Annotated in this window: 4 protein-coding genes; all 4 read right to left on the bottom strand. The window is 67.2% G+C overall.

Translation table 11 applies throughout. From position 1 onward, the window contains the following. Positions 1–6: 6 nt before the first annotated feature. Complete coding sequence (locus ABD211_RS04435) at positions 7–6,813, bottom strand: RHS repeat-associated core domain-containing protein (protein WP_344126475.1); 6,807 nt, start codon at positions 6,811–6,813, stop codon at positions 7–9. A gap of 978 nt (positions 6,814–7,791) precedes the next feature. Next, complete coding sequence (locus ABD211_RS04430) at positions 7,792–14,697, bottom strand: RHS repeat-associated core domain-containing protein (RefSeq protein WP_344126473.1); 6,906 nt, start codon at positions 14,695–14,697, stop codon at positions 7,792–7,794. 78 nt (positions 14,698–14,775) lie between these two features. Continuing rightward, positions 14,776–18,642 (bottom strand): carboxypeptidase regulatory-like domain-containing protein, encoded by a 3,867-nt coding sequence (locus tag ABD211_RS04425; protein ID WP_344126471.1) that lies wholly within the window; start codon positions 18,640–18,642, stop codon positions 14,776–14,778. Positions 18,643–18,832: 190 nt separating this feature from the next. Continuing rightward, the gene (locus ABD211_RS04420) at positions 18,833–25,288 is read right to left on the bottom strand and encodes a carboxypeptidase regulatory-like domain-containing protein (protein WP_344126469.1); all 6,456 of its coding nucleotides are present in this window, start codon (positions 25,286–25,288) and stop codon (positions 18,833–18,835) included. Between the last annotated feature and the right edge of the window lie 105 nt (positions 25,289–25,393).

Here is a 25,393-nt window from a genome sequence, read left to right as displayed (position 1 = left end):
GATCTCCTAGGTGAGGTCTCGCGTAATATCCGTCACGTGACCCGCAGCCGGACCTGTGGTTCGCACTCCGGTGATCCGGAGCTTGTCGTAGCCCTGCAGTCTAGCCTGGTCTTCAAGCTGCTTCAGGAAGTCCATCGCCTCGCCGCGTTGCAGCCGCTTTCGCAAGGCCTCCCAGTCCCCGATGCTGCCCCGGCCGGGGGCGATCGACACATCCTTCAACCAGAGCGTGCCGTCAGACGCTCTGACCTCATTCGCGAAAAAGTCGATCTCGCCAACCGACGTGTTGAAGGTGTGCTTATAGTCCATCCCGACCATAAAGACCGAGCAGGCTTCGTTGTGCACCAGGACCGGGGTGCTCAGCGCGAACACGTAGTACGTGTGAATGCCGGCGACGGTGAGGTTATAGGCCCGGGCCCGGTGTGCCGTCGCCATGTTGAGGCCGGCGACCGCGACCGAGCCGCCGCCCGCCGTGTAGAGCAGGTCACCCTCGTCGAATTGCTGAGTCTCCTGCCACTGCCGGTCGGTCGCGTTCCAGAAAAGGTGATCTTCGGTGGTCGTCACCGTCGCCCCGCCGTCCAGGCGGAGGTCAACGAGCATGTCGTCGTGGACCCAGACCTTCGTCACCTTGCGCGGGGCCTGCTCACCGGTCTCGGGGTCGGTGGCTAGCACCTCGTCTCCGACCCGGATCTCCGAGATGCGCTTTCTCGTCCCGTCGGCCATCAAGACCTCTGTGTCGCCCGAGAAGCTGTCCTTCTTCAGGGCGCCGAGCAGACATTCCACGGTTTGCGTGAATCTGACCTTGCTCGCTTCGTCTGCGGCGCCGACCGCCTTCGCGCCATTCTTGATCCGTGCCATCGCTGCGATCTTGCCGACCTTGGCAATGGTAAATATCAGGCCGATGACGTTGACGGCTGTCCATACACATCCGCTGACAGAACCTTCGCCGAAGCAGTCCTCCGCATCGGAGACGCCGGTGAAGTCCTTGAGCATCTTCCAGGGGTCGACCTCGCCGTTCCGCTCCGCGTATTCCGTGCAGGTGATGCCGCTCATCTGCTTGCACAGGAACTGCTGAACGACATTCTTCATGTACGGCTCGTACGGGAAGTCCTCGAGGATATCCTTCTTGAAGTCGCAGTTGCAGTACTCGTTAGCAAAGATGCTGAATTCCTCGGCGACCGTGATGGTGACCGAGACGTATCCCTTGGTCGCCGATGCGCAGGCACTCGCGGCGTACTGGTTTGTGTAGTTACAGCTCGCCGTGGCGAGGCTGGCGAAGCTCCAGAGACCGCTCGGATCACTGAATGTGATCGGGCTGTTACCCGAGTAGCTGTAACCGTTCCACTGCTGCGGGTCGTTCATATCCATGACGGGGTCGACGGATATGAAGCGGCCCGTGTTGGGGTCGTATTCGCGGGCGCCAAGATGCGTCAGGCCCGTGTTGTCCGTCGTGCCGCCCACGAAGCCCTTGGTGTTCGGCCAGGTCACGGCCGCCCCGCGAGCTCCGCCGTAGGGCAACTGGCGCCGAGCCGTGAGCTGCTGGTCAGACTGGCGGATCGAGACCTGTGCCGTGCCCTGGTGGTCACCGCCGAGCCAGGTCAGGCCGGCGGCATCACGCGATGCAAACACCGCGTCACCGAGCGCGTAGTAGCGGGTGCAGGTCACCACCTGGGACGACGTGGTGTACCGGACCTCCTGGCCGGGCAGGTAGAGGGTCTTGCCGGTCGGGTCGCGGCGGATCAGGCGGTTGCCGTCGGCGTCGTAGATGTAGCTGGTGGCGCCGGTCGCGTCGGTCGAGGTCGCCAGGTGGCCCTCGGGATCCCAGGTCAGCACCTGCGAACCGGCCGTGGTGGGATTCGACGCGTCGCAGTCGTTGGTTCCCGTTCCGGCCGGGCGGCAGAGCGTAGCGCCGTTGGCGTCGTAGCGGTACTCGGAAACCTGCGCACCCGTCGTCGAGTTGACCGCGTGCGGGCGGGTCGCGCTCGCACCCGCGGCCGGGTACTGGTAGTCGGTGACGTAGTTCATCGACGTCGTGTGAACGGTGAGCTTTGTCCGGTTGCCGGTCTTGTCCAGCGCCCAGGTGTGCCAGTAGGGCGCCGGCCCACCCAGCGCGGCGGTCGACTTGGCGGCGTTACAGTCGCCGCTGGCCGGAGTCCATGCCTCGGTAAGGCGGCGGAGGAAGTCGTACGTGAAGCACTGGGTGTCGTCCACGGGATCGGGCGCGGCATCCGTGATCTTCGTAATGTTGCCGGCGTTGTCGTACGTGAGGCGCTGATCCATGACCGTGTACGGGGCCACCGTGTCGCGGTCCGTACGAATGCCGGTGATCCGACCGGTCTCCAGTTGCCGGGTGTAGGACTGCCAGACCCGGCCACCGGCGGTGTCATCGGTGTCGAGAGTGATCTGCTCGGTCTGGCCCAGCGCGTTGTAGGCGACAGCGGGAACCAGCTTGAGATTCGTTCCAGGGCTGGTCCCGTACAGCGACGACATCGCGATGGGCATGCCGAGGCTGTTGTGGGTGTAGGACAGCGTCTCGGTCGGTAGCCCGCCAGTCGCCATACCGGGGAGCGTTGACGACGTCAGCGACCCGTCGACGCCGTTGTACGTGTTGGCGTAGGCGTAGGTGCCCGCGAGGCCGGTCTCGGCCGACGGAATAACGATCTCGCTCTGGGTGGGCTGGTAGCGATCGTTGTAGGCGAGGATCTTGCTCTGATAGAGGGCGGTGCCGACCTTGCGGGTCGAGGTGCTCAGCTGACCCTTCGCGATGGTGTCATAGACCCACTGGGCGCGCAGCGTGCCGCTGAGCGAGTCCTCGTAGACCGACTTCTTCCGGCCGAGCGCGTCGAGCACGAAGAGCAGCTTCTTGTTGTTGCTGTCCGTCACCGAGGTGAGCCGACCAGCGTTGTCATAGCCGTACTTCGTGGTGCCCTTGTCCGGATCCTTCGCCTCGCTCAGGCGGCCGAGCAGGTCATATGTGGACTTCCACTCGTTGCCCAGTGCGTCGGTGACCGTGGCGAGCTGGCCCTTGGCGTTGTACGCGTACGACGTCTGGTCCCACGTGCCCGCGGTGGTCGGCGTCGGGGTGGCACCGAAGTACTGCCGCAAGGCTGTGGTCCGACCATGCGCGTCGACGACCGTCGAGGCGGCCGTGCCACCGGCGGGCGGGGTGACGTCCGTACGGTCGCCGCCGTAAGCCGTCGTGGTCCGCCACCGTTCCGCGTCGTACGGCTGGAAGATGACGGCGGTCTCCCGCTTCGCACCGTCGAAGACGGTGCGGTACTGGTTGGGCACGTCGGTGCGCTGCGTGGCGGTGACCAGCGTCGCGCTCGGCGCGCCGGTCGCGTAGTACAGGTTGTAGGTTTTGACCTTGTTGCCGACGGTGTCGTAGAAGTTCTCCGTGATCAGCCGCCCGCCCGACGGCGACGCCGTCTGGGTCTGCCGGTCGCGCATCAGGCCGTCGTACAGGGCGTACCGGGTGATGTACTGCTCCGAGCCGTTGAGACTGCTGGTGGACACGACCGTTGGCGCGTTCGTGCGCAGCTGGTATCCGAACGTCAAGTTGGCGGTCTTGGTGGCTTTGTCGCGGCCCGGCAGCCAGACGCTGGTCATTCGACCAAGACCGTCATAGGCGATGTCGGTGCGCTTGAGGTTCGCGTCGACAATGGCCGTGCCCATGCCGTACGCGGGGTCGAGCGTCGTCGTGGTCACGTGCCCGAGCGGGTTCGTCGCCTTCATAGCGGTGACCGGCCCGCCGGTCAACGGCGTGAACTCGGTCTTCGACTCGTAGTTCAGGGCGTCCCAGGTGCTCGTCGCCCGACCGTGGATGTCGTACGCGAACCGCGACGTCGTGAGGAACGTCGGCGAACCCGAGTTCCACGTGGACATGACTTCGGTCTTCGCGACAAGTCCCTTGTCGGGGGCCTCCAGGAACGCGTTGTCGTCGTAGATGGTGCGGTCCTCGCCGATGATCTGCGCCTCGGTCAGTGTGCCGGTGGTGCTCGCGCAACCGACCGCGTACTTCTGCACCTTGTGTGACTTGTCCATGATCCACGCAGTGTTGTTGCGCGGCTCATAGGTCGTCTTGACGCACGTCTCGTCGCCCGTGACGGCGGTGTCGCCCAGGTCCTCCACCTGCACGGCCATGCCGTACGCGTCGAACGTGGTGGTGGCGGACGCGACCAGGTCAGCACGTCCGCCGTCGCGCGCCGCCCGCTTGTGCGTCGCCTTGATGGCGACGAACCGGGCCGACACCGAGCCCCGGGTGGCGGTGGCCGCGGACTGCCACGGCTCGTTGACCTCGCGGGTCACCACGGCGCCGCCCGGGCCGTTGAAGACCGTGGTCTCGCGGGCCAGGCCCGCGTAGGCGTTCTCGTCGTTGACGGTGGCCACGCCCGTGCCGGTGATGGTGACGGTGCGGGTGCCGCCGCTGTCGTTCGCCCGGTCACCGTGCATGCCCCGGAAGAACTTCGTTTCCGTGTACGTGCGACCCGGGTCGTCGGGGTCGCCGACGGTCACGCCGACGCGCCCGTAGCCCCGGTAGTCCGACCAGTCGCGATCCTTGGGGTCGACGAGACCGTCGTCATCGGTGTAGTGCCACGCCACACCGTCGTAGTACGTGTAGTGGTAGGCGATGCGCGGGCTGCCCTGCGGGGCCGCGCCGCCGGTGTGGTCGATCTCGTAGATGTCGGTGACGACGTACTTGTGGAACCAGTCCTGCTTCGGCGTCGCCGCCCCTTCGGGCGTCCACCGCACCGGGTAGCACCGCTTGGTGTTGGTCGCGGGGTTGGGTGGCGACCCGGCGACGCACTCCGGGGCCGAGTACGTGATGTTGATCGTCCCGCCCGACTCGTTGCGGATGCGGGCCACGCGCCACCAGTTCATGGCCGGGGCGAAGTCGACCGTGTCCACCCGGTTGGCGAGCTGGATGCCGGCGAACTCGATGTCCGGCACCGTCGTCGTGGTCCCGGCGAGGCCCTCGTGGGACAGCTTCGACAACCACAGACCGGCCCGGGTGCCGTCGCCCGGGTCGGGGAAGCTGTGCCGCAGCGTCCACCGCTCGACGTTGGAGTAACTCGAGCCGGACCGCACCTGCGTCGTCACCGTCGCGAGGCGCTTCGTGGTCCAGAACGTCGGCGAGTAGTTCTCGCACGGCGTGCCGGTGCACTCCGAGTCCCACGGGACGTCGGGCCAGTTGGTCGCATTCTTGGTCGTGCAGTTCGAGACGCACCGGTCGGCGACGCCGAAGTCGACCCGCTGCGGTGCCGGCGCGTCGAGCACCGACTCGATGTTGTTGTCCCGGCGGGTGCCGTAGTCGACCCGGTCGAGGTAGCCGCCCCGGACGTATGTCGGCGCGTCGCTCGAGTCGAGGTTGCGGCCGTACTTGTTGGTCTCCTTGACGTACCAGTACGACATGGAGTTGCCGTTGACGTCCACGACGTAGTCGAGGTTCCACCGCCACGCCTGCACACAGTCCGAGTCCTCGAACGCGGTCGCGTGGCACGGCTCGTTGGGGTCGTTGCCGTACACGGGCACCGTGTAGGTCGACTCGGTCACCGGGTCGCCCGACGTCCAGCCGGGCAGCCGGTTCAGTCCGAACCAGTACTGCGTGCCGTCGGTGGTCGTGACGACCCAGTACTCGCCGTCGTTGTCGCCGTTGACGCCGCCCGTCTCGCGCCGGATACGGGTGCCGTCGTCGGCCCGCAGGTGCCACCGACCCTCAGTGCTGTTGTAGATCAACTCACCGGAGTGCCCGGCCAACGACAGGACCGCGTTGTTGGTCTCCCAACACATGTCGCCGGTCTTCTCGTCGTTGTTCGCGTCGTCGTCCATGTCCTCGGCACATGGCAGGTAGCGACGCTCGATCAGACCGCCGGCGCCGACATCGAAGCCCTCGCCGGCCCAGGACGGCTGGTTATTCGAGGCCGCGTGCCGGCCGTCCACCGACTGCGAGTTGTAGCCGACCGACACCTGCGGCGCGAGCCCGCCGGCCGACGGCGGTACGCGCATCGGGTAGGACCAGTTGAACGCACCCGAGTTCCCGCCGGCAGACCACGTCGACGACGACTGCAGCGACGTAGCCGCGTAGGACCCCGAGGGTCCCGACGGGGCGGCGGCCAGCGCGACCACGCTGCCCGCGGACGACACCGCGACGCTGGCCGACACGGCCTTCGCCTTCACGTCATTGGTCGACTTCAACGGTGTGCCCGCGCACGCGCGCTCCTCCGGCGTGGTCAGCGCACAGGCCGGCAACGACACCAGCCGCAGCCGTGACGCCCAGTCCGCGCCGTACGCGCCGGCGAACGCCTTGTAGTCGACACTGAGCGCGATCTTCCCAGCCGCCGACGAGCCGTCCGTGCGCGCGACCTTCATGACCACGCCGGTGACGCCCGCCTTGGCGGTCGCCGCCCGGTCGAGCACCTCCACGCGCACCTGCTTGGGCGCCGCCGTGCTGGTGGTGTCACGCGCGGAGGACGAGCTGGACGCGCCGGTCGCACCCACCTTCAGGTTCAGCCCACCGGCCTTCGCGGCCGTCGTCGCGGCCGCCGCGGCGTCCGTCGCGGACGACGAACCAGCGGCAGCCGCGAGGCTCACGGTCGTCGCACCCGCCGACGGCCACTCCGCCGGCGGGTTCGACGCCGCCGGCAATGTGTCCGTCGAGTTGGGCAGGACCGGAGGCGCCGACCACGACACGTTGGATACCGGCACGGCCGGCACGGTCTGCGGCGTCGGCGGTGCCGCCAACGTCGCCGCCGCGCCCGGCCACGCGAACGCCGGCTGGTCCGACAGGGTGCCTACGAGCACCCCAGCGAGCGCCATGGCCACGGCTCGCCTGGCAGTGCGCCGCAGCCGATCCGGCCGGGATGTATGCGGGTGAACCTGGACCACATGCCCATCAGAAAGACGTGACGTCACCGGGGTACCTCCGGGGAGAGTCGTCGAGCTCGTTCAGGAAGTCGGCATGACAAATCCGGTCGCCTTGGACCAGGCTTGAGGGTGGGCAAAGGCACGTGTACCGCAGGCCGACCGAGGCGCTGCCGACAAACCTGGCATGGACACCGTCGCTGCCGATGCAAGCGTCCAACAGTTCAAAATCGGCTCGTACGAACCCAAATGCTCGACGAGCCTGCAGCGGGAAGCAATCGAACCCGGTTCGGCGCTTTCTTCAAACGACTGAGGATGATGGTCGACGGCTGGGCGTGCACAGCGGTGCTGAACCTCGATCGCCACTTCTTGCCCCCGCGGTGGAGTCGTGATCAGGGTCGAACGATATCGGCATGCATGCCGAGTAGTCAATGCCTCTGGTATCGATGACCTTACGGCACACGAACTCCAGCAATACCTCAGACAGAAGTGGCGCTGGCCCGCCGATACATAGCCCTCGAACTCGCTTCACGGCAACGTGAATCGGCCCGACGCACGATTTTGAACAACGTGCCGCCAATGAAACAATGCAGGTCAGAAGCCGCTTATTCTCGCAACCACTCGGAAAGCTGCTCGATCGCCTCTTCTATGTCAGCGGTTTGGGCTCTAGCCCAATCCGATTCCAACAGGAATGGCGGACGTCCATTCGGCAGCGAATCGAGTTGGAGTTCAGGACCGTCGGGAGGAAGTGAGATAAACCAAACATTGTCATCGTCAGCAGGATGGGAAACCGATAAACGCACGACCTGGAGTCCCGGATAGGATTTCCTCAATGCGAACAGAATATCGTCTACCGGCCCACCAGTGCGGTCGGTAGGGTTCCAAAGTACGCCGCGCTTCATCGAAAGTGCCCCCTAGGATCTGCAGATACGCCTAGCACCGCCGCTTTCCAAGTGCCTCTGGCGTCATCCGGTCAGCCTTAGCGACAGGATTATTCTCAAGCTCACCGAATGGGTTGTTGTCGCCGAGGGTCACATTTACATGATTATTATTCATCGCACCACCCGGGCCAACTTCTGGAGCATAGACAACTGTTCCGCCGGCTGCACGAATTGCACCAGCCGTGGTTACCCGAATGCTCCCGTGGGGTACTGCCGCCCCGGCTTCGCTTACTGTTGTTCCCATCGAACCAGAGAATACCTCCCCGGGTCCAGCCATAGCGCTCTGGCCACCCCTAACAATAACGAAGTCGTCAGGAACTTCCCAGCCACCGTCGTTGTGCACCAATACCGGCGTTGACCCGGCGAGTACATAGTAGGTATGTAGGTCGTCGACCGTTAGGTTGTACGCCGCAGCGCGGTGGATTGTTTTCCAGTTCAGTGAATCAACGGCCACCGTGGACATACCAAGAGCGAGAACCCGGTCGCCCTTGTCCATAAACTGGGCTTCTTGCCACTGCTGATCAGTTTCGTTCCAGAAAAGGTGATCTTCCGTGGTAGAAATTGTCAAACCATTCTGCAGCACGAGGTCGACCAGAATGTCGTCATGGACCCAGATGTTGGTAACCAGACGTGGTCCTTGTTCTCCCGTTGCTGGGTCTGTCGCAACTACAATGTCACCGACACGGATCTCGTCGATCGGCTTAGTGGTTCCATCTGCCAGCAAAACGGGCGTGTCGGCAGAGAAGCTGTTTGATCCGAATGATACCGGGCAAAATTTCGGAATATCGTCGAGCTTTGTCGCCAGCCCTCTAAGGCGCTTGATGTTCTTGAGGGCAGTTACAGCCTTGCCCAGTCCGTAGCCGACGAAGCCGACTGCCACCCAGGCGCATCCAGACCATTTGCCCTTGAAGCAGTCGATGTAGTCGTCAACTCCAAGGAGTGTCCCGAGGAGCTTGAACCCCGCCGCGGCTTGCGCATCTAGATAGTCGCAATAGTCGCAGTTCAGAAGCGGCACGTATCCGAGGCCAAGTTCCTTCGCCAGGAGATACAGGTTCTCGGCGTCGGCAAACACCTGATTCTGCGCGTCCGTCGACGGAAGGCAAGGGCTCAATGGATTCGTCAGGCCACCAATAGGCATCCGGGTGCAGCCTATCCTGGACCATTCGGTGTACGCGCGTGCGTATTCCTTTGGGTCGATGTCTGGCGCCTTTTTCTTTCGCGCGTTGCCGTTCGCGTCGAAGCCGGTTTCCATCGGGTGAGACGTTTGGGATTGTCCCGTCACCACAGAGCATGCGTTGTCATTGCACCATGAGCCGGGTTCGAGGCCGCTCGGGTCACTCAGGGTTATCGGGCTGTTGTTGGCGTAGGAATAGCCGTTCCAGTGCTGCGGATCAGCGAGATCCATGGCCGGGTCCACAGAGATGAACCGACCCGTTGCCTGGTCGTACTCACGCGCGCCGAGGTGTACGAGCCCTGTGTTGTCGTTGACGCCACCGACGAACCCGCGCGTGTTTGGCCACGTCACAGCGGCACCGCGGCTAGCGCCGTACGGCACCTGGCGGCGGGTGGTGACCTGCTGGTCAGACTGCCGAATGGCGACCTGCGACGTTCCCTGATGGTCGGAGTTCAGCCACGTCAGGCCCGCGGCGTCACGGGACGCGATCGTCTTGTCGCCGAACGCGTAGTAACGCGTGCCGGTAACGGCCTGCGACGCCGTGGTGTAGCGGACTTCCTGCCCGGGAAGATAGAGCGTCTTGCCCGTCGGGTCACGCCGGACCAGCCGGTTTCCCTCGGCGTCGTAGATGTAGGTGGTCGCGCCGGACGAGTCGGTCGAAGTAGCGAGGTGACCTTCAGGATCCCAGGTAAGAACCTGCGATCCAGCCGTCGTCGGCGTGGCCGCGTCACAGTCGTTCGTGCCGGTGTTCACCGGTCGACACACGGTGTTGCCGTTGGCGTCGTAGCGGTACTCGGCGACCTGCGCGCCGGAGGACGAACTGACCGCATGCGGTCGCGACGAGCCGGTGGCCGGGTACTGGTAGTCGGTGACGTAGTTCATCGTCGACGTGCGGACCGTCAGCTTCTTGCGGTTGCCCGTCTTGTCCAGTTCCCACGCGTGCCAGTAGGGCGCCGGCCCGCCGAGCGCGGCGGTCGACTTGGTGGCATTGCAGTCGCCGCTGGTCGGGGTCCAGGCCTCGGTCAGCCGCTGCAGGTAGTCGTAGGTGAAGCACTGGGTGTCGTCGACCGGATCCGGCGACACGTCCGTGACCTTTTTGATGTTGCCGGCGTTGTCGTACGCGTAGCGGACGTCCGCGACCGTGTACGGCGCCACGTTGTCCCGGTCCGTACGGATCGCGGTCGTCCGGCCCGTGTCGAGTTCACGGGTGAACGACTGCCATACGCGCCCGCCGGCCGTAGCGTCCGTATCGAACGTGAGTTGATCCGTCTGGCCCAGCGCGTTGTACGCCACGGCCTGGACCAACGACATGTTGGTTCCCGGGCTTCCGTAGAGCGAGGACATCGACGTCAACAGACCGAGGCTGCTGTACGTGAAGGACAGCGTCTCCACGGGGAGCCCGCCTGTCGGCATACCCGGAACCGTGGTGGAGGCCAACGAGCCGTCCGCGGCGTTGAACGTGTTGTTGTAGACGTACGTGCCGCTCAGCCCGGTTTCCGTGGACGGAATCGAGATCTGGGTGCTGACGGGCTGGTAGTTGTCGTTGTACTCCAGGATCTTCGTCTGGTACGCGGCTGTGCCGACGAGGCGGGTGGACGTACTCAGCAGGCCCTTCGCGATGTTGTCGTAGGTCCACTGGGCGCGGAGCGTCCCGGAAACGGTGTCCTCACGTAGAGACCGCTTTCGGCCGAGCACATCGAGGCTGAAGAACAGCTTCTTGCCGTTGAGCTCGGTCGAGGTCAGTTGCCCCTCGTTGTTGTAACCGAACTTCGTCGTGCCCTTGTCGGGATCGACCGTCTGAATCTCCCGACCCAGCAGGTCATAGGTGTGGATCCACTGGTTGCCCACGGCGTCGGTGACGGTGCCGAGCTGCCCCTTCGCGTTGTAGGTGTAGTTCGTCTCGTCCCACGTGCCCGTCGTGTACGGGGTCGGGGTCGCGCCGGTGTACATCCGCAACGTGCGCGTGCGACCCTGCGCGTCCAGGACGGTCGACGTGGCGGTCCCGCCTGCCGGCGGCGTCACGTCGAGGCGATCCCCGCCGTACGCGGTCGTCGTCCGCCAGCGCTCCACGTCGTACGGCTGGAAGATCTCCGCCGTGGGACGCGACACGCCGTCGAACACCGTGCGGAACTGGCTCGGCACGTCCGTACGCTGCGTGGCGGTGACCAGCGAGGTGCCCGGGCTGCCCGTCGCGTAGTAGGCGCCGTAGGCCTTCACCTTGTGGCCGACGCTGTCGTAGAAGCTCTCGGTGATGATCCGCCCGCCGGACGGCGACGGGCTCTGCGACTGCCGCTCCCGCAGGAGCCCGTCGAACAGCGCGTAGGTCGTGACGTACTGTTCGGACGCGTTCAGCTCCTTCGTCGTGACGACCGTCGGAGCGTTCGTACGGAGCAGGTAGCTGTACGTCATGTTGGCCGACTTGGTCGCCTTGTCCCGACCGGGCAGCCAGACGCTGGTGAGGCTGCCGAGCGCGTCGTACGCGAGATCGGTGCGCTTCAGGTTCGCGTCGACGATGCTGGTGGGCGACCCGTACGCCGGGTCGAGGGTCGTCGTGATGACGTGCCCGAGCGCGTTGGTAACGGTCGTGCCGGTCACCGGACCGCCGGTCGCGGGGGTGTACGCGGTCGTGGTCGCGACGTTCAGGGCGTTCCACGACGTTGTGGTGCGGCCGTGCGCGTCGTACGCCGCGCGGGACTTGGTGATGAACGTCGGGGTGCCGGAGTTCCACGCCGACATGGTGTCCACCTTCACGGCGAGTCCCTTGTCGGGCGCCTCGAGGTAGGCGTTGTCGTCGTAGGTCATCCGGTGCTCAGTGATGATCTGAGCCTCGGTCAGCGTGCCCGTCGTCGCCGAACAGGTCGCCGCGTACGTCTGCAACGTGTGCGGCTTGTTCAGAATCCAGGCGGTCGTGTTGCGTGGCTCGAAGGTCGACTTGGTGCACGTCTCGTCACCGGTCACCGCGGTGTCGCCAAGATCTTCGACCTGTACGGCCATGCCGTAGTTGTCGAACGTGCTGACTGTTGAGGTCACCCGGTCCGCGCGACCGCCGTCCCGGGCGATCCGCTTGTGGTTGGCCTTCACCACGACATAGCGGGCGGTGACGGTGTCGCCGTTGAACGTCCGGGTCGCCGTGGCCGCGGACTGCCAGGGCTCGTTGACGTCGCGGGAGACGACCGCCCCGCCCGGTCCGTTGAACACGGTCGTCTCGCGGACCATGCCGGCGTAGGCGTCCTCGTCGTTGACGGTGGTCACGCCGGTGCCGGTCACGGTCACGGTGCGGGTGCCGCCGCTCGGCGCGGCCTTGTCGCCGTGCATGCCGCGGAAGAACCTGGTCTCCGTATAGGTACGGCTCGGCTCGTCCGGGTCACCGGTCGTCACACCCACCCGGCTGTAGCCGCGGTAGTCCGACCAGGTCTTGTCCTTCGCGTCGATGAGGCCGTCGTCGTCGTTGTAGTGCCACGCGGCGCCGTCGTAGTACGTGTAGTGGTAGGCGATGCGCGGGCTGCCCTGCGGCGCCGCGCCGCCAGTGTGGTCGATCTCGTAGACGTCCGTGACCACGTACTTGTGGAACCAGTCCCACTTCGGGTTGGTGGCACCTTCCGGCGTCCACCGCACCGGGTAGCAGCGCTTGCTGTTGGTCTCGGCCGTCGGGGTCGAGCCGGCCACGCAGTCCGGCCCCGAGTACACGACGTTGAGCGTGCCGCCGGTCTCGTTTCGGACGCGGGCGACCCGCCACCAGTTCATAGCGGGCGAATGGTCGATCGTGTCGACCCGGTTGGCCAGCTGGATGCCGGCGAACTCGATGTCGGGAACCGTGACGGTGGTCCCGTTGAGGCCCTCGTGGGACAGCTTGGCCAACCACAGCCCGGCCCGGGTGCCGTCGCCCGGGTCGGGGAAGCTGTGCCGCAGCGTCCACCGCTCGACGTTGGCGTAGCTCGACCCGGACCGGATCTGCGTCGTCACCGTCGCGAGGCGCTTGCTGGTCCAGAACGTCGGGGAGTAGTTGTCGCACGGTGTACCCGTGCACTCGGAGTCCCACGGCACATCCGGCCAGTTGGTGGCGTTCTTGGTGCTGCAGTTCGAGACACACCGGTTCGCGACCCCGAGGTCCACGCGCTGGGGCGCGGGGGTGTCGAGCACGGAGTCGACCCCGCCGTCCTGACGCGTGCCGTAGTCGACCCGGTCCAGGTAGCCACCCCGGACATACGTGGGTGCGTCGCCGGAGTCGAGGTTGCGGCCGTACTTGTTGGTCTCCTTGACGTACCAGTACGACATCGAGTTGCCGTTGACGTCCACGACGTAGTCGAGGTTCCACCGGTACGCCTGCACGCAGTCGGAGTCCTCGAACGCGGTCGCGTGGCACGGCTCGTTCGGATCGTTGCCGTACACCGGCAAGGTCCAGGCGGACTCGGTCACCGGATCGCCCGACGCCCAGCCCGGCAGCCGGTTGAGCCCGAACCAGTACTGGGTGCCGTCCGGGGTCGTGACGACCCAGTGCTCGCCGTTGTCGTCGCCGTTGGTCGCACCCGTCTTGCGCTCGATGCGGGTGCCGTCATCGGATCGCAGGTGCCAACGGCCCTCGGTGCTGTTGTAGATCAACTCACCGGAGTGCCCGGCCAACGACAGGACCGCGTTGTTGGTCTCCCAACACTGGTCACCGTTCTTCACGTCGTTGTTCGCGTCGCCGTCCATGTCCGTGGCGCACGCCGTGTACCGGCGCTCGATCTGGCCACCGGCGCTGGCATCGAAGCCCTCACCGACCCACGACGGCTGGTTGTTCGACGCGGCGTGCCGCCCGTCCACCGACTGCGAGTTGTAGCTGATGCCGACCTGCGGACCAAGCCCGCCGGCCGAAGGCGGCACCCGCATCGGGTACGACCACGTGAACGCGCCGGAGTTGCCGCCAGCGGCCCACGTGGCCGAGGCCTGCAGCGACGTGGCCGCGTAGTTACCCGCCGGACCCGACGGCGCCGCCGCCAGCGCGACCACGCTGCCCGCGGACGACACCGCGACACTGGCCGACACGGCCTTGGCCTTCACGTCATTGGTCGACGTCAACGGCGTGCCCGCACAGGCCCGCTCCTCGGGCGTCGTCAACGCACAGGCCGGCAACGACACCAACCGCAGACGCGACGCCCAGTCCGCGCCGTACGCGCCCGCGAACGCCTTGTAGTCGACACTGAGCGCGATCTTCCCAGCCGCCGACGAGCCGTCCGTCCGCGCGACCTTCATGACCACACCGGTGACGCCGGCCTTCGCCGTCGCCGCCCGGTCGAGCACCTCGACCCGCACCTGCTTCAACGGCACCGAACCGGTGACATCCCGTGCCGACGACGACGCCGACGCCAGCGCTCCCAACTTCAGGTCCAGGCCACCGGCCTTCGCCGCCTGCTTCGCGGCCGCCGTGGAGTCCGTCGTGGCCGACGAACTCGCCGGCGCCGCCAGGCTCACCAGGGCGGATCCCCCCTCCGGCCACTCCGCCGGCGGGTTCGACGCCGCCGGCAGAGTGTCCGTCGAGTTCGGGATGACCGGCGGCGCCGACCACGCCACGTTCGACACCGGCACCGCCGGCACCGACTGCGGCGTCGGCGGCGCCCCCAACGCCGCCGCCCCACCCGGCAACGCGAACGCCGGCTGGTCCGTCAGGGTGCCCGCGAGCACCCCGGCGAGAGCCATGGCGACGAGTCGCCGGGCGTTGCGGCGCAGCCGGTCCGGCCACGGCATAGGCGGACGAACCTGGACCAACTCATCGTCAGAAGGGCGCGACGTCACCGGGAACCTCCGAAAACTCGTCGAACTCGGTCAGGAAGTCGGGGGACTGATCCGGACGCCGTTACCGATCTTGAGGACCGGGGAACGGAAGGTGTACTGGAGGCCGGCGGTACCCGCCGCGTTCTCGATACCGATGGTGGCGCCGCTACCGAGCTCGGTGGAGGTGCCGTCGATGCCGGTGTACGCGAAGGTGAACGCACCGGACTCTTCGAAGATCACCTCGAACGAGACCCGGATACCGGGTTCCTGGAAGCTGCGGACGTTGCGCCACTCCACGATGAACTTGCGGTTCGGCGCGGCGTCCGACGTCGACGCCGTTCGGACGCTCGACTGGCTGTCGACCACCCAGTCGTACCAGAACGGGTAGACCGCGGCGCCGGGCTTGCCCGTGCTCGGTGCCGACGGGATCGCCTGTGGGCCGCCGGGGTCACCGCTGGTGGTGGCGAACGTGATGAAGCCGTTGTCCGCCACCTTGCCGCTGGTGTACGTCTGCCCGTAGAGCTTGACCGGGAACGGGAAGGTGACGCTGGCGTAGCTGTCGTCCTTCGGGATGGTCAGCACCGTGGTGTTCGCGGGGACGAAGGTTGTCGCCTGCTCCACCAACGTGTAGCCGGAGTTGGCGGCGGTGGCCGTCAACTCAAAGTCGATCATCCGGTCGGTGCCGGTGCCGACCGTGACAGGCAGCACCTTGGAGCCGACGCACGTCCCGCTGGGCACCGTCCCCACCACCGCGTACGTGCCGGCGGTGACGTTGCTGATCGAGTAGGTGCCGTCGGCGGCCGTGGTCGCCTGTTGCCCCCCGACGGCCACGGTCGCGCCCGCCACGGCGTCACCCTGGCAGGTCACGGCACCGTAGACCGTTCCCGGGCCGGGCGTGCCGGGAAGGAACTTCACGCCCTGGCCGGAGGAGAGCCACGCGTCCCGGTTGGCGTACTGGAACGCGATGCTGCCCTGGCCGTCCTCGATGCCGACCGTGGAGATCGAGCCGCGCTCGATCGGGTAGGCCGTGTCGATCCCGGAGTACGCGAACGTGATGGCGCCGTTCTCGTCGAAGATCGCCTCGAACGTGACCCGGCGGTTCGCGTCACCCGCGTACTTCACGTTGCGCCACTCGACGATCCACCGTCGGTTCGGTGCGCTGCCCGTCTCCTCCGTGCGCAGGCTCGACTGGGAGTCGAGCTCCCAGTCCAACCAGAACGGGTACACCGCGGCGTTCGGCTCGCCGTCCGGCCCGGCGGACGGGATGGGCGTGGCCAGCCACGGGATGCCGCCCCGGTCGTCCGGGTTGTTGAACGTGATGACGCCGTCGTCGCTGATCCAGGCCTTGGTGTACACCTCGCCGTACAGCTTGATCGGGAAGTCCGGCTCGTACGGCACCCGGAAGTAGTCGCCCGTCGCGCCCGTGTCGCCGGCCGCGGGAACGAACGTCTGGGTCCCGTAGGTGCAGGTGTAGCCGCCCTCGTCGCCGGCCGTCATGACGGACAGGTCGATGTCGCTGGTCCCGCCCTTGTGGTTGATGAACTGCTCGGCCGCCTGACCAGCGCATCGCCCGTCGTTGGTCGATGCGTTGACGAGGTACTCACCGACCGGCACCGAGGTGAACTGGTAGTTGCCGGACGAGTCCGTCGTCGTGGTCAGCGGCGTGTTGCTCGTCAGGCCCGCTGGCGTGAGGGTGATCGTGGCACCAGCGACGATCGTGCCGGTCACGGCCGTGGTGAGCGTGCCGGACACCGTGCCCGGGGCCGCCGGCGTGTACCTGATCGACGGGTTGCCCGTGAGCACGTCCTCCTCGAAGGAGTACTGGCTGGCGGCTGTGCCCGAGCCCGCCTCGATGCCGATGGTCGCCATGTCCGCCCGCTGCGCCGCCGTCGTCGTCGCACCGGCGTACGCGAACGTGATCTCGCCGTTCTCGTGCATGAGAATCTCGAACGTGGTCCGCGCGAGGCTCGGGTACATCTTCACGTTGCGCCACTCGACCACGAAGGTCCGGTTCGGCGCCGATCCGGTCGACAGGGTGCGGACGCTCGCCGAGCTGTCCACATCCAGGTCGTCCCAGAACGGTGCCAGCACGCCGTTGGGCACGTTGGCGTTCGGCATGGCGAGGTTCTTGTAGGTGGCGTCAACCGCCATGTTCGGGACCGGACCCATCCCGAGCAGACCGTTGGTGTCCACCCATCCGCTCGTGTACGACGTGCCGTGGTACTTGATCGGGAACGGGAAAGTCATGGGTGCACGTGCTTCATCGCCCGTGAACGGGGTGGTGCCGACGTTGAAGACGGTCGTGTCGGAGCGGTAGGCGGACGCCACCGTCGAGCACGCGTACCCCATGCCGCCGTAGTCGGGCTGCAGTTGCAGGTTGGTGACGGTGTCGGCGGTCAGCTCCACCTGCGCCCGGGCGACCGTGGCGCACCGCGTGCCCACCTTGGCCGAGACGCCGTAGCTGTCGGCCGGCAGGTCGTTGAACTGGTACGTGCCGCCCGTGCCGGTCACGGCCGTCAGGCCCAGCGGCTCGATCGACACCGTGGCGCCCACGACCGCGACGCCCGCCGCGTCCTTGAGCGTGCCGGACAGGTCGAACAGCGACACCGTCTCCGGCGCGGTGAACACGACCGCCCGGCCGTTCTGCAGCGCCGGCTGCGACTTGGAGTAGACCAGGCCGTTCTCGCCGGAAGGCGCCTCGATGCCGACGATCGCGGCCGCGCCCTTCTCCGCGTCGGTGTCCAGCCCGGTGTAGTTCGTGGTCACCGTGCCGTCGGGCGCGAGGATCGTCTCGAACGACAACCGCTGGCTGGAGTTCGCCTTGCGGTACACGTTGTTCCACTCGATGGTGAAGCGCGCCGCGCTGCCCGTGCCGGTGAGCGACGTGCGCACGCTCGCGGACGCGTCGACCACCAGGTCGTCCCAGAAGGGCGCGACCACACCGTTCGGCGAGGCGACCTGCGGCACGTTCCCGGTGCCGGTGTACGGGTACGATCCGCCGGGATCGAGGAACGTCACGTAGCCGTTGCTGTCGATCCACGCCTCGTAGAACACCTGCCCGTAGAACGGGAAGGCGAATGGCAACGTGATCTTGGATGTGACGTTGTCGCCGGTCAGCGCGGACACGGTCGTGGTGGCCGCCGCGAACGAGGCAGTCTGCTCGGCGCAGGTGTAGCCATCGTTGGCAAACAGTTCCAGATCCCATGCGATGTCGGGCGCGTCGATCATTATGTCGGTGGAGCCGGTCAGGCCACACCGTCCGCCGTACGAGCCGGACAGCGTGTACTCGCCCACGGCGAGGGCCGAGAAGCCGTACTCACCGGCCGACCCGGCCGTCGTCTGCAGCGTGGGCGCCTGCCCCAGCGGCCCCAGACCGACCGAGGCACCCGGCAGCGGCACGCTGCCCGCGGACCCGTTGACGACCGTGCCGTAGATGCTGGCCGCCGATGTCGCGGTGTACGAGAACTGGGACCGGGGTCCCGCCCAGTTGGCGTCGTTGGCGACGGCGTACAGCACGTACGTCTTCGCCGCCGTCGTCGCGATCGTCTTCGTCACCGTGCCGCCCGGCGTGCCGGGCGTGGCGGTCAGCGTGAGGTTCGTGCTGTCCACCGCGTAGTTGAACGAGGTGACGTTCTCGTCCCCGCCGCCGTCGAAGACGACGGTGATCGGCTGGCCGGCGTTCACGGAGGTGCCGTTCGGGAAGGTCACCTTGGCCGGCAGCGGCGCCGCCAGCTCGCCGACCCGCGTGGCCGTCTCGACGAAGTTGTACAGCCGCACGTCGTCGACCAGGCCGCCGAAGTAGCCCGTGTACGCGCCGGCCCACAGCCGCCGACCGACCACGACGGAGCCGGTGGCGTTGAACCCGCCGCTCACCGTCGCCGTGGCGGTCTGCAGGACGCCGTTGACGTACAGCTGCACNTCGACACCGGCACCGCCGGCACCGACTGCGGCGTCGGCGGCGCCCCCAACGCNCGAGAGCCATGGCGACGAGTCGCCGGGCGTTGCGGCGCAGCCGGTCCGGCCACGGCATAGGCGGACGAACCTGGACCAACTCATCGTCAGAAGGGCGCGACGTCACCGGGAACCTCCGAAAACTCGTCGAACTCGGTCAGGAAGTCGGGGGACTGATCCGGACGCCGTTACCGATCTTGAGGACCGGGGAACGGAAGGTGTACTGGAGGCCGGCGGTACCCGCCGCGTTCTCGATACCGATGGTGGCGCCGCTACCGAGCTCGGTGGAGGTGCCGTCGATGCCGGTGTACGCGAAGGTGAACGCACCGGACTCTTCGAAGATCACCTCGAACGAGACCCGGATACCGGGTTCCTGGAAGCTGCGGACGTTGCGCCACTCCACGATGAACTTGCGGTTCGGCGCGGCGTCCGACGTCGACGCCGTTCGGACGCTCGACTGGCTGTCGACCACCCAGTCGTACCAGAACGGGTAGACCGCGGCGCCGGGCTTGCCCGTGCTCGGTGCCGACGGGATCGCCTGTGGGCCGCCGGGGTCACCGCTGGTGGTGGCGAACGTGATGAAGCCGTTGTCCGCCACCTTGCCGCTGGTGTACGTCTGCCCGTAGAGCTTGACCGGGAACGGGAAGGTGACGCTGGCGTAGCTGTCGTCCTTCGGGATGGTCAGCACCGTGGTGTTCGCGGGGACGAAGGTTGTCGCCTGCTCCACCAACGTGTAGCCGGAGTTGGCGGCGGTGGCCGTCAACTCAAAGTCGATCATCCGGTCGGTGCCGGTGCCGACCGTGACAGGCAGCACCTTGGAGCCGACGCACGTCCCGCTGGGCACCGTCCCCACCACCGCGTACGTGCCGGCGGTGACGTTGCTGATCGAGTAGGTGCCGTCGGCGGCCGTGGTCGCCTGTTGCCCCCCGACGGCCACGGTCGCGCCCGCCACGGCGTCACCCTGGCAGGTCACGGCACCGTAGACCGTTCCCGGGCCGGGCGTGCCGGGAAGGAACTTCACGCCCTGGCCGGAGGAGAGCCACGCGTCCCGGTTGGCGTACTGGAACGCGATGCTGCCCTGGCCGTCCTCGATGCCGACCGTGGAGATCGAGCCGCGCTCGATCGGGTAGGCCGTGTCGATCCCGGAGTACGCGAACGTGATGGCGCCGTTCTCGTCGAAGATCGCCTCGAACGTGACCCGGCGGTTCGCGTCACCCGCGTACTTCACGTTGCGCCACTCGACGATCCACCGTCGGTTCGGTGCGCTGCCCGTCTCCTCCGTGCGCAGGCTCGACTGGGAGTCGAGCTCCCAGTCCAACCAGAACGGGTACACCGCGGCGTTCGGCTCGCCGTCCGGCCCGGCGGACGGGATGGGCGTGGCCAGCCACGGGATGCCGCCCCGGTCGTCCGGGTTGTTGAACGTGATGACGCCGTCGTCGCTGATCCAGGCCTTGGTGTACACCTCGCCGTACAGCTTGATCGGGAAGTCCGGCTCGTACGGCACCCGGAAGTAGTCGCCCGTCGCGCCCGTGTCGCCGGCCGCGGGAACGAACGTCTGGGTCCCGTAGGTGCAGGTGTAGCCGCCCTCGTCGCCGGCCGTCATGACGGACAGGTCGATGTCGCTGGTCCCGCCCTTGTGGTTGATGAACTGCTCGGCCGCCTGACCAGCGCATCGCCCGTCGTTGGTCGATGCGTTGACGAGGTACTCACCGACCGGCACCGAGGTGAACTGGTAGTTGCCGGACGAGTCCGTCGTCGTGGTCAGCGGCGTGTTGCTCGTCAGGCCCGCTGGCGTGAGGGTGATCGTGGCACCAGCGACGATCGTGCCGGTCACGGCCGTGGTGAGCGTGCCGGACACCGTGCCCGGGGCCGCCGGCGTGTACCTGATCGACGGGTTGCCCGTGAGCACGTCCTCCTCGAAGGAGTACTGGCTGGCGGCTGTGCCCGAGCCCGCCTCGATGCCGATGGTCGCCATGTCCGCCCGCTGCGCCGCCGTCGTCGTCGCACCGGCGTACGCGAACGTGATCTCGCCGTTCTCGTGCATGAGAATCTCGAACGTGGTCCGCGCGAGGCTCGGGTACATCTTCACGTTGCGCCACTCGACCACGAAGGTCCGGTTCGGCGCCGATCCGGTCGACAGGGTGCGGACGCTCGCCGAGCTGTCCACATCCAGGTCGTCCCAGAACGGTGCCAGCACGCCGTTGGGCACGTTGGCGTTCGGCATGGCGAGGTTCTTGTAGGTGGCGTCAACCGCCATGTTCGGGACCGGACCCATCCCGAGCAGACCGTTGGTGTCCACCCATCCGCTCGTGTACGACGTGCCGTGGTACTTGATCGGGAACGGGAAAGTCATGGGTGCACGTGCTTCATCGCCCGTGAACGGGGTGGTGCCGACGTTGAAGACGGTCGTGTCGGAGCGGTAGGCGGACGCCACCGTCGAGCACGCGTACCCCATGCCGCCGTAGTCGGGCTGCAGTTGCAGGTTGGTGACGGTGTCGGCGGTCAGCTCCACCTGCGCCCGGGCGACCGTGGCGCACCGCGTGCCCACCTTGGCCGAGACGCCGTAGCTGTCGGCCGGCAGGTCGTTGAACTGGTACGTGCCGCCCGTGCCGGTCACGGCCGTCAGGCCCAGCGGCTCGATCGACACCGTGGCGCCCACGACCGCGACGCCCGCCGCGTCCTTGAGCGTGCCGGACAGGTCGAACAGCGACACCGTCTCCGGCGCGGTGAACACGACCGCCCGGCCGTTCTGCAGCGCCGGCTGCGACTTGGAGTAGACCAGGCCGTTCTCGCCGGAAGGCGCCTCGATGCCGACGATCGCGGCCGCGCCCTTCTCCGCGTCGGTGTCCAGCCCGGTGTAGTTCGTGGTCACCGTGCCGTCGGGCGCGAGGATCGTCTCGAACGACAACCGCTGGCTGGAGTTCGCCTTGCGGTACACGTTGTTCCACTCGATGGTGAAGCGCGCCGCGCTGCCCGTGCCGGTGAGCGACGTGCGCACGCTCGCGGACGCGTCGACCACCAGGTCGTCCCAGAAGGGCGCGACCACACCGTTCGGCGAGGCGACCTGCGGCACGTTCCCGGTGCCGGTGTACGGGTACGATCCGCCGGGATCGAGGAACGTCACGTAGCCGTTGCTGTCGATCCACGCCTCGTAGAACACCTGCCCGTAGAACGGGAAGGCGAATGGCAACGTGATCTTGGATGTGACGTTGTCGCCGGTCAGCGCGGACACGGTCGTGGTGGCCGCCGCGAACGAGGCAGTCTGCTCGGCGCAGGTGTAGCCATCGTTGGCAAACAGTTCCAGATCCCATGCGATGTCGGGCGCGTCGATCATTATGTCGGTGGAGCCGGTCAGGCCACACCGTCCGCCGTACGAGCCGGACAGCGTGTACTCGCCCACGGCGAGGGCCGAGAAGCCGTACTCACCGGCCGACCCGGCCGTCGTCTGCAGCGTGGGCGCCTGCCCCAGCGGCCCCAGACCGACCGAGGCACCCGGCAGCGGCACGCTGCCCGCGGACCCGTTGACGACCGTGCCGTAGATGCTGGCCGCCGATGTCGCGGTGTACGAGAACTGGGACCGGGGTCCCGCCCAGTTGGCGTCGTTGGCGACGGCGTACAGCACGTACGTCTTCGCCGCCGTCGTCGCGATCGTCTTCGTCACCGTGCCGCCCGGCGTGCCGGGCGTGGCGGTCAGCGTGAGGTTCGTGCTGTCCACCGCGTAGTTGAACGAGGTGACGTTCTCGTCCCCGCCGCCGTCGAAGACGACGGTGATCGGCTGGCCGGCGTTCACGGAGGTGCCGTTCGGGAAGGTCACCTTGGCCGGCAGCGGCGCCGCCAGCTCGCCGACCCGCGTGGCCGTCTCGACGAAGTTGTACAGCCGCACGTCGTCGACCAGGCCGCCGAAGTAGCCCGTGTACGCGCCGGCCCACAGCCGCCGACCGACCACGACGGAGCCGGTGGCGTTGAACCCGCCGCTCACCGTCGCCGTGGCGGTCTGCAGGACGCCGTTGACGTACAGCTGCACCTGGCCGGTGCTCGCGTTGTACGAACCCGTGAGGTGGGTCCACTTGTTCGCGGTCGCGGTGGCGTTGGACAGCACCGCGTAGACGGTGGGGGCGTCCACATCCGACCCCGCGATCGCGAAGCGCCACTTGTTGTCCGGCCCGGAGTAGCCGAGCGTGAACGCGGACGTCCGCGACCCGCTGGCCGTCACGATGCCCTTCTGCTCGGTGCCGCCGGTGGTGCTGATGCGGACCCGGGCCGAGACGGTGAAGCTCTGGTCCGTACGGACGGCCGTGGCCACGCCGGTGTCCGGGTGCGGCGTGGTGACGGCGCTGGCCGTCGCCGCGTACTGGGAGCTGCCGTTGAGGCTGAGCGCGCTGCCCTGGCCGCCGCGTCCCGTCACCCGCGTGCCGCCGGTGATGGTCAGCGCGTTGTTGTGACCGGTGTTGTCGATCGCGTTACCGGACGCCTCGTCGAACACCCAGTCGGTCGCCGGGCCGGAACCGGCCCGGACCGTGAATGTGTGGGTCTTCGGCGTGGTCGAGTACCGGCCCGCCTTGTCCTTGGCCCATACGCGCAGGGTGAACACGCCGTCGCGCTTGGGCACGATCGTCACCGTCGCGCCGTACGTGCCGGCCTGGGCGGCCACGTAGTCCGCGCCGGACGGCTGGATGCCCGAGTCCAGCGTGTACGCGTACCCGGTGATCTCCTCGGTCGGCGACGCCGCCGTGATCGTGAACGTGCCGGCGAGGTTCACGCCGCCGTGCGGCGCCCCGTCGGCGGGGTACTCCGTGGAGGCGATGCCCCCGGGCGTCGGTGGCGATGTCAGGTCGACGGTGAACTCACACGTCGGCGACCAGTCGCTGTAGTCGACGCCGTCGTACGAGCGGGCCTGCCACACGTAGGTACCGCCGTCGACAAGCTTGCCGGCCGGAACGTTCCCGTAGGCGGTCGCGGTGTAGCCACCCTGGTAGGTCAACTTGTCGGTCTCGTTGCGCGCGCCGCCCTGCGCCCACCAGTAGAAGTACGTCTTGAGGTCGCTTTCCTCGGCGCCGTCCGCGTCGTACTGCTGGGCCTTGAGGACCGGCGTGGCGGTCAGGACGTAGGGGCGGCTGGTGCCGGTGGCGCAGGCCTTTGTGTCGGAGACACGGGTGGCGGGCACGTTCGGCTTGGTGTTGTACGTGACCGACAGCTTCGCCGTGCTGTGCTTGAAGCGCTTCCACTGCAGCTTCGTGCTCTCGTCGATGGCGCGCAGGCCCACGGAGACGGTCTTCGAGGTCGCCGCGGCCTTGGCGACCATGGCGGTGGCGTTGAACTCGATGGTCCCCGGGCCGGAGCAACCATGGATCGCGCCGACCTTGCGGTTCGCCGCCGTCGTCGCGGTGTAGCTGCCATTCCACGTCGGCTGCTTGTTCCAGGTCGTGCTGGCGGCGGGGTCACTCTTGAGCAGCCAGAGCTTCGCGTTCGACTTCGGGCTGCACGTCCACGAGTGCCGCTGCTCGATCATGAACTTGGCCGAGGTGACGTGCTTCTTGTACGCCTTGGTGATGTCCATTTTGAACATCGTGCGGATGACGTAGTCGGCGCAACTGCTGCAGTCCTCGGTGCGGCCGGCGCCCACAGTACCGTTGGTGGAGCCGTTCAGGAGGGCGGTACTGTCCCGCCAGAACGAGCTGTTCGGGTACTTCGACCACACGGTCGTCCAGGCGTTGCCGGAGATGGCTCCGGAGAAGCTGGGGTCGATGTAGATCGGGAACTTGGCCCGGGGGTTCTTGAGCAGATCCTGAACCGGCGTGATGACGAGCGTGTCGCTGTCGACCTTGACCGGCATGACGGCCTTGCGGATGTCCTTGGCCCCGGGCGGGCCACGCTGGTCCGCACTGTCACCGGCGGTCGTGGTCTTCTTGGCACCGTCGGCGGACGTCGCGGACCCGTCAGCGGGCGCGGCGCCGGTCTTGGTCGACGGCGCTTGTGCGTCGGTGCCGCCGTTGTCGTCCGGCGCCGCGGTGGAGTCCCACATGAGCGGCGCGGGCGCGGTGAAGACCGCCTTGCCCTTGCTGTCTGTGGCGGCCAGGCCGCCGGCCGTGGTCGCGCGCAGGGTGACGCCCTTGGTGGACAGTCCGAACTTCAGCGACGCGAGCTTGGGGTTGGCGGCCGCCTCCGGCGTCTTGACGACGAACACCTCGGAGAAGCCGGTCGCCGTGGCCGTGACGCGCAGGTCCACGTCGGGCAGCACGTTGCGGTAGACGGCCGTGTCACCGAACAGGGTCGGTGCCGGCAGCTTGCCCGACCACGACAGCGCCAGTTCGTGGGAACCGTTGGCAAGCTTGGCGAACGGCCCGCTCCCACCGCCGGAGAACGTCATCGGCAGGACTGTGGCCTTGGGCGCGAACCCCGTAGCGGTCTTGGCGAGCGTGGTGTCGACCGGCACCCACGAACTGCCGCGGCGCACCCGGACCGGGGTGACGCTCTCCTCCACGGTCATTGTGCCGTCGGAGTTGGCGAAGGTCTGAGCTGTCTCGGTGCGGTCCGCCAGCACCTCGACGCGCTTGCCGCACGCCTGAGCCTCCTTCTGCGCTGCTTCAACGTCAGTCCGGACGTCGGCGCACACGGGCGGTTTCGGTTTAGGGTCCGCCGCGCTCGCGGGCGTCTCGGCGAGTGTGAGCACCGCCCCGCCGACTGCGAGGGCGAGAAGCGCCGCTAGCCACCGCCCCTG

Origin of the sequence: Luedemannella flava (assembly GCF_039528515.1) — a bacterium.
Lineage (GTDB): Bacteria > Actinomycetota > Actinomycetes > Mycobacteriales > Micromonosporaceae > Luedemannella > Luedemannella flava.
Note: the sequence above shows the minus strand (reverse complement) of the source record. Positions and strands in the feature narration are given on the sequence as shown.

Coding starts and splice junctions, on each gene's coding strand:
- ABD211_RS04435 (WP_344126475.1), bottom strand. CDS start 6,813: ATGGCGCTCGCTGGGGTGCTCGTAGGCACCCTGTCGGACCAGCCGGCG.
- ABD211_RS04430 (WP_344126473.1), bottom strand. CDS start 14,697: ATGCCGTGGCCGGACCGGCTGCGCCGCAACGCCCGGCGACTCGTCGCC.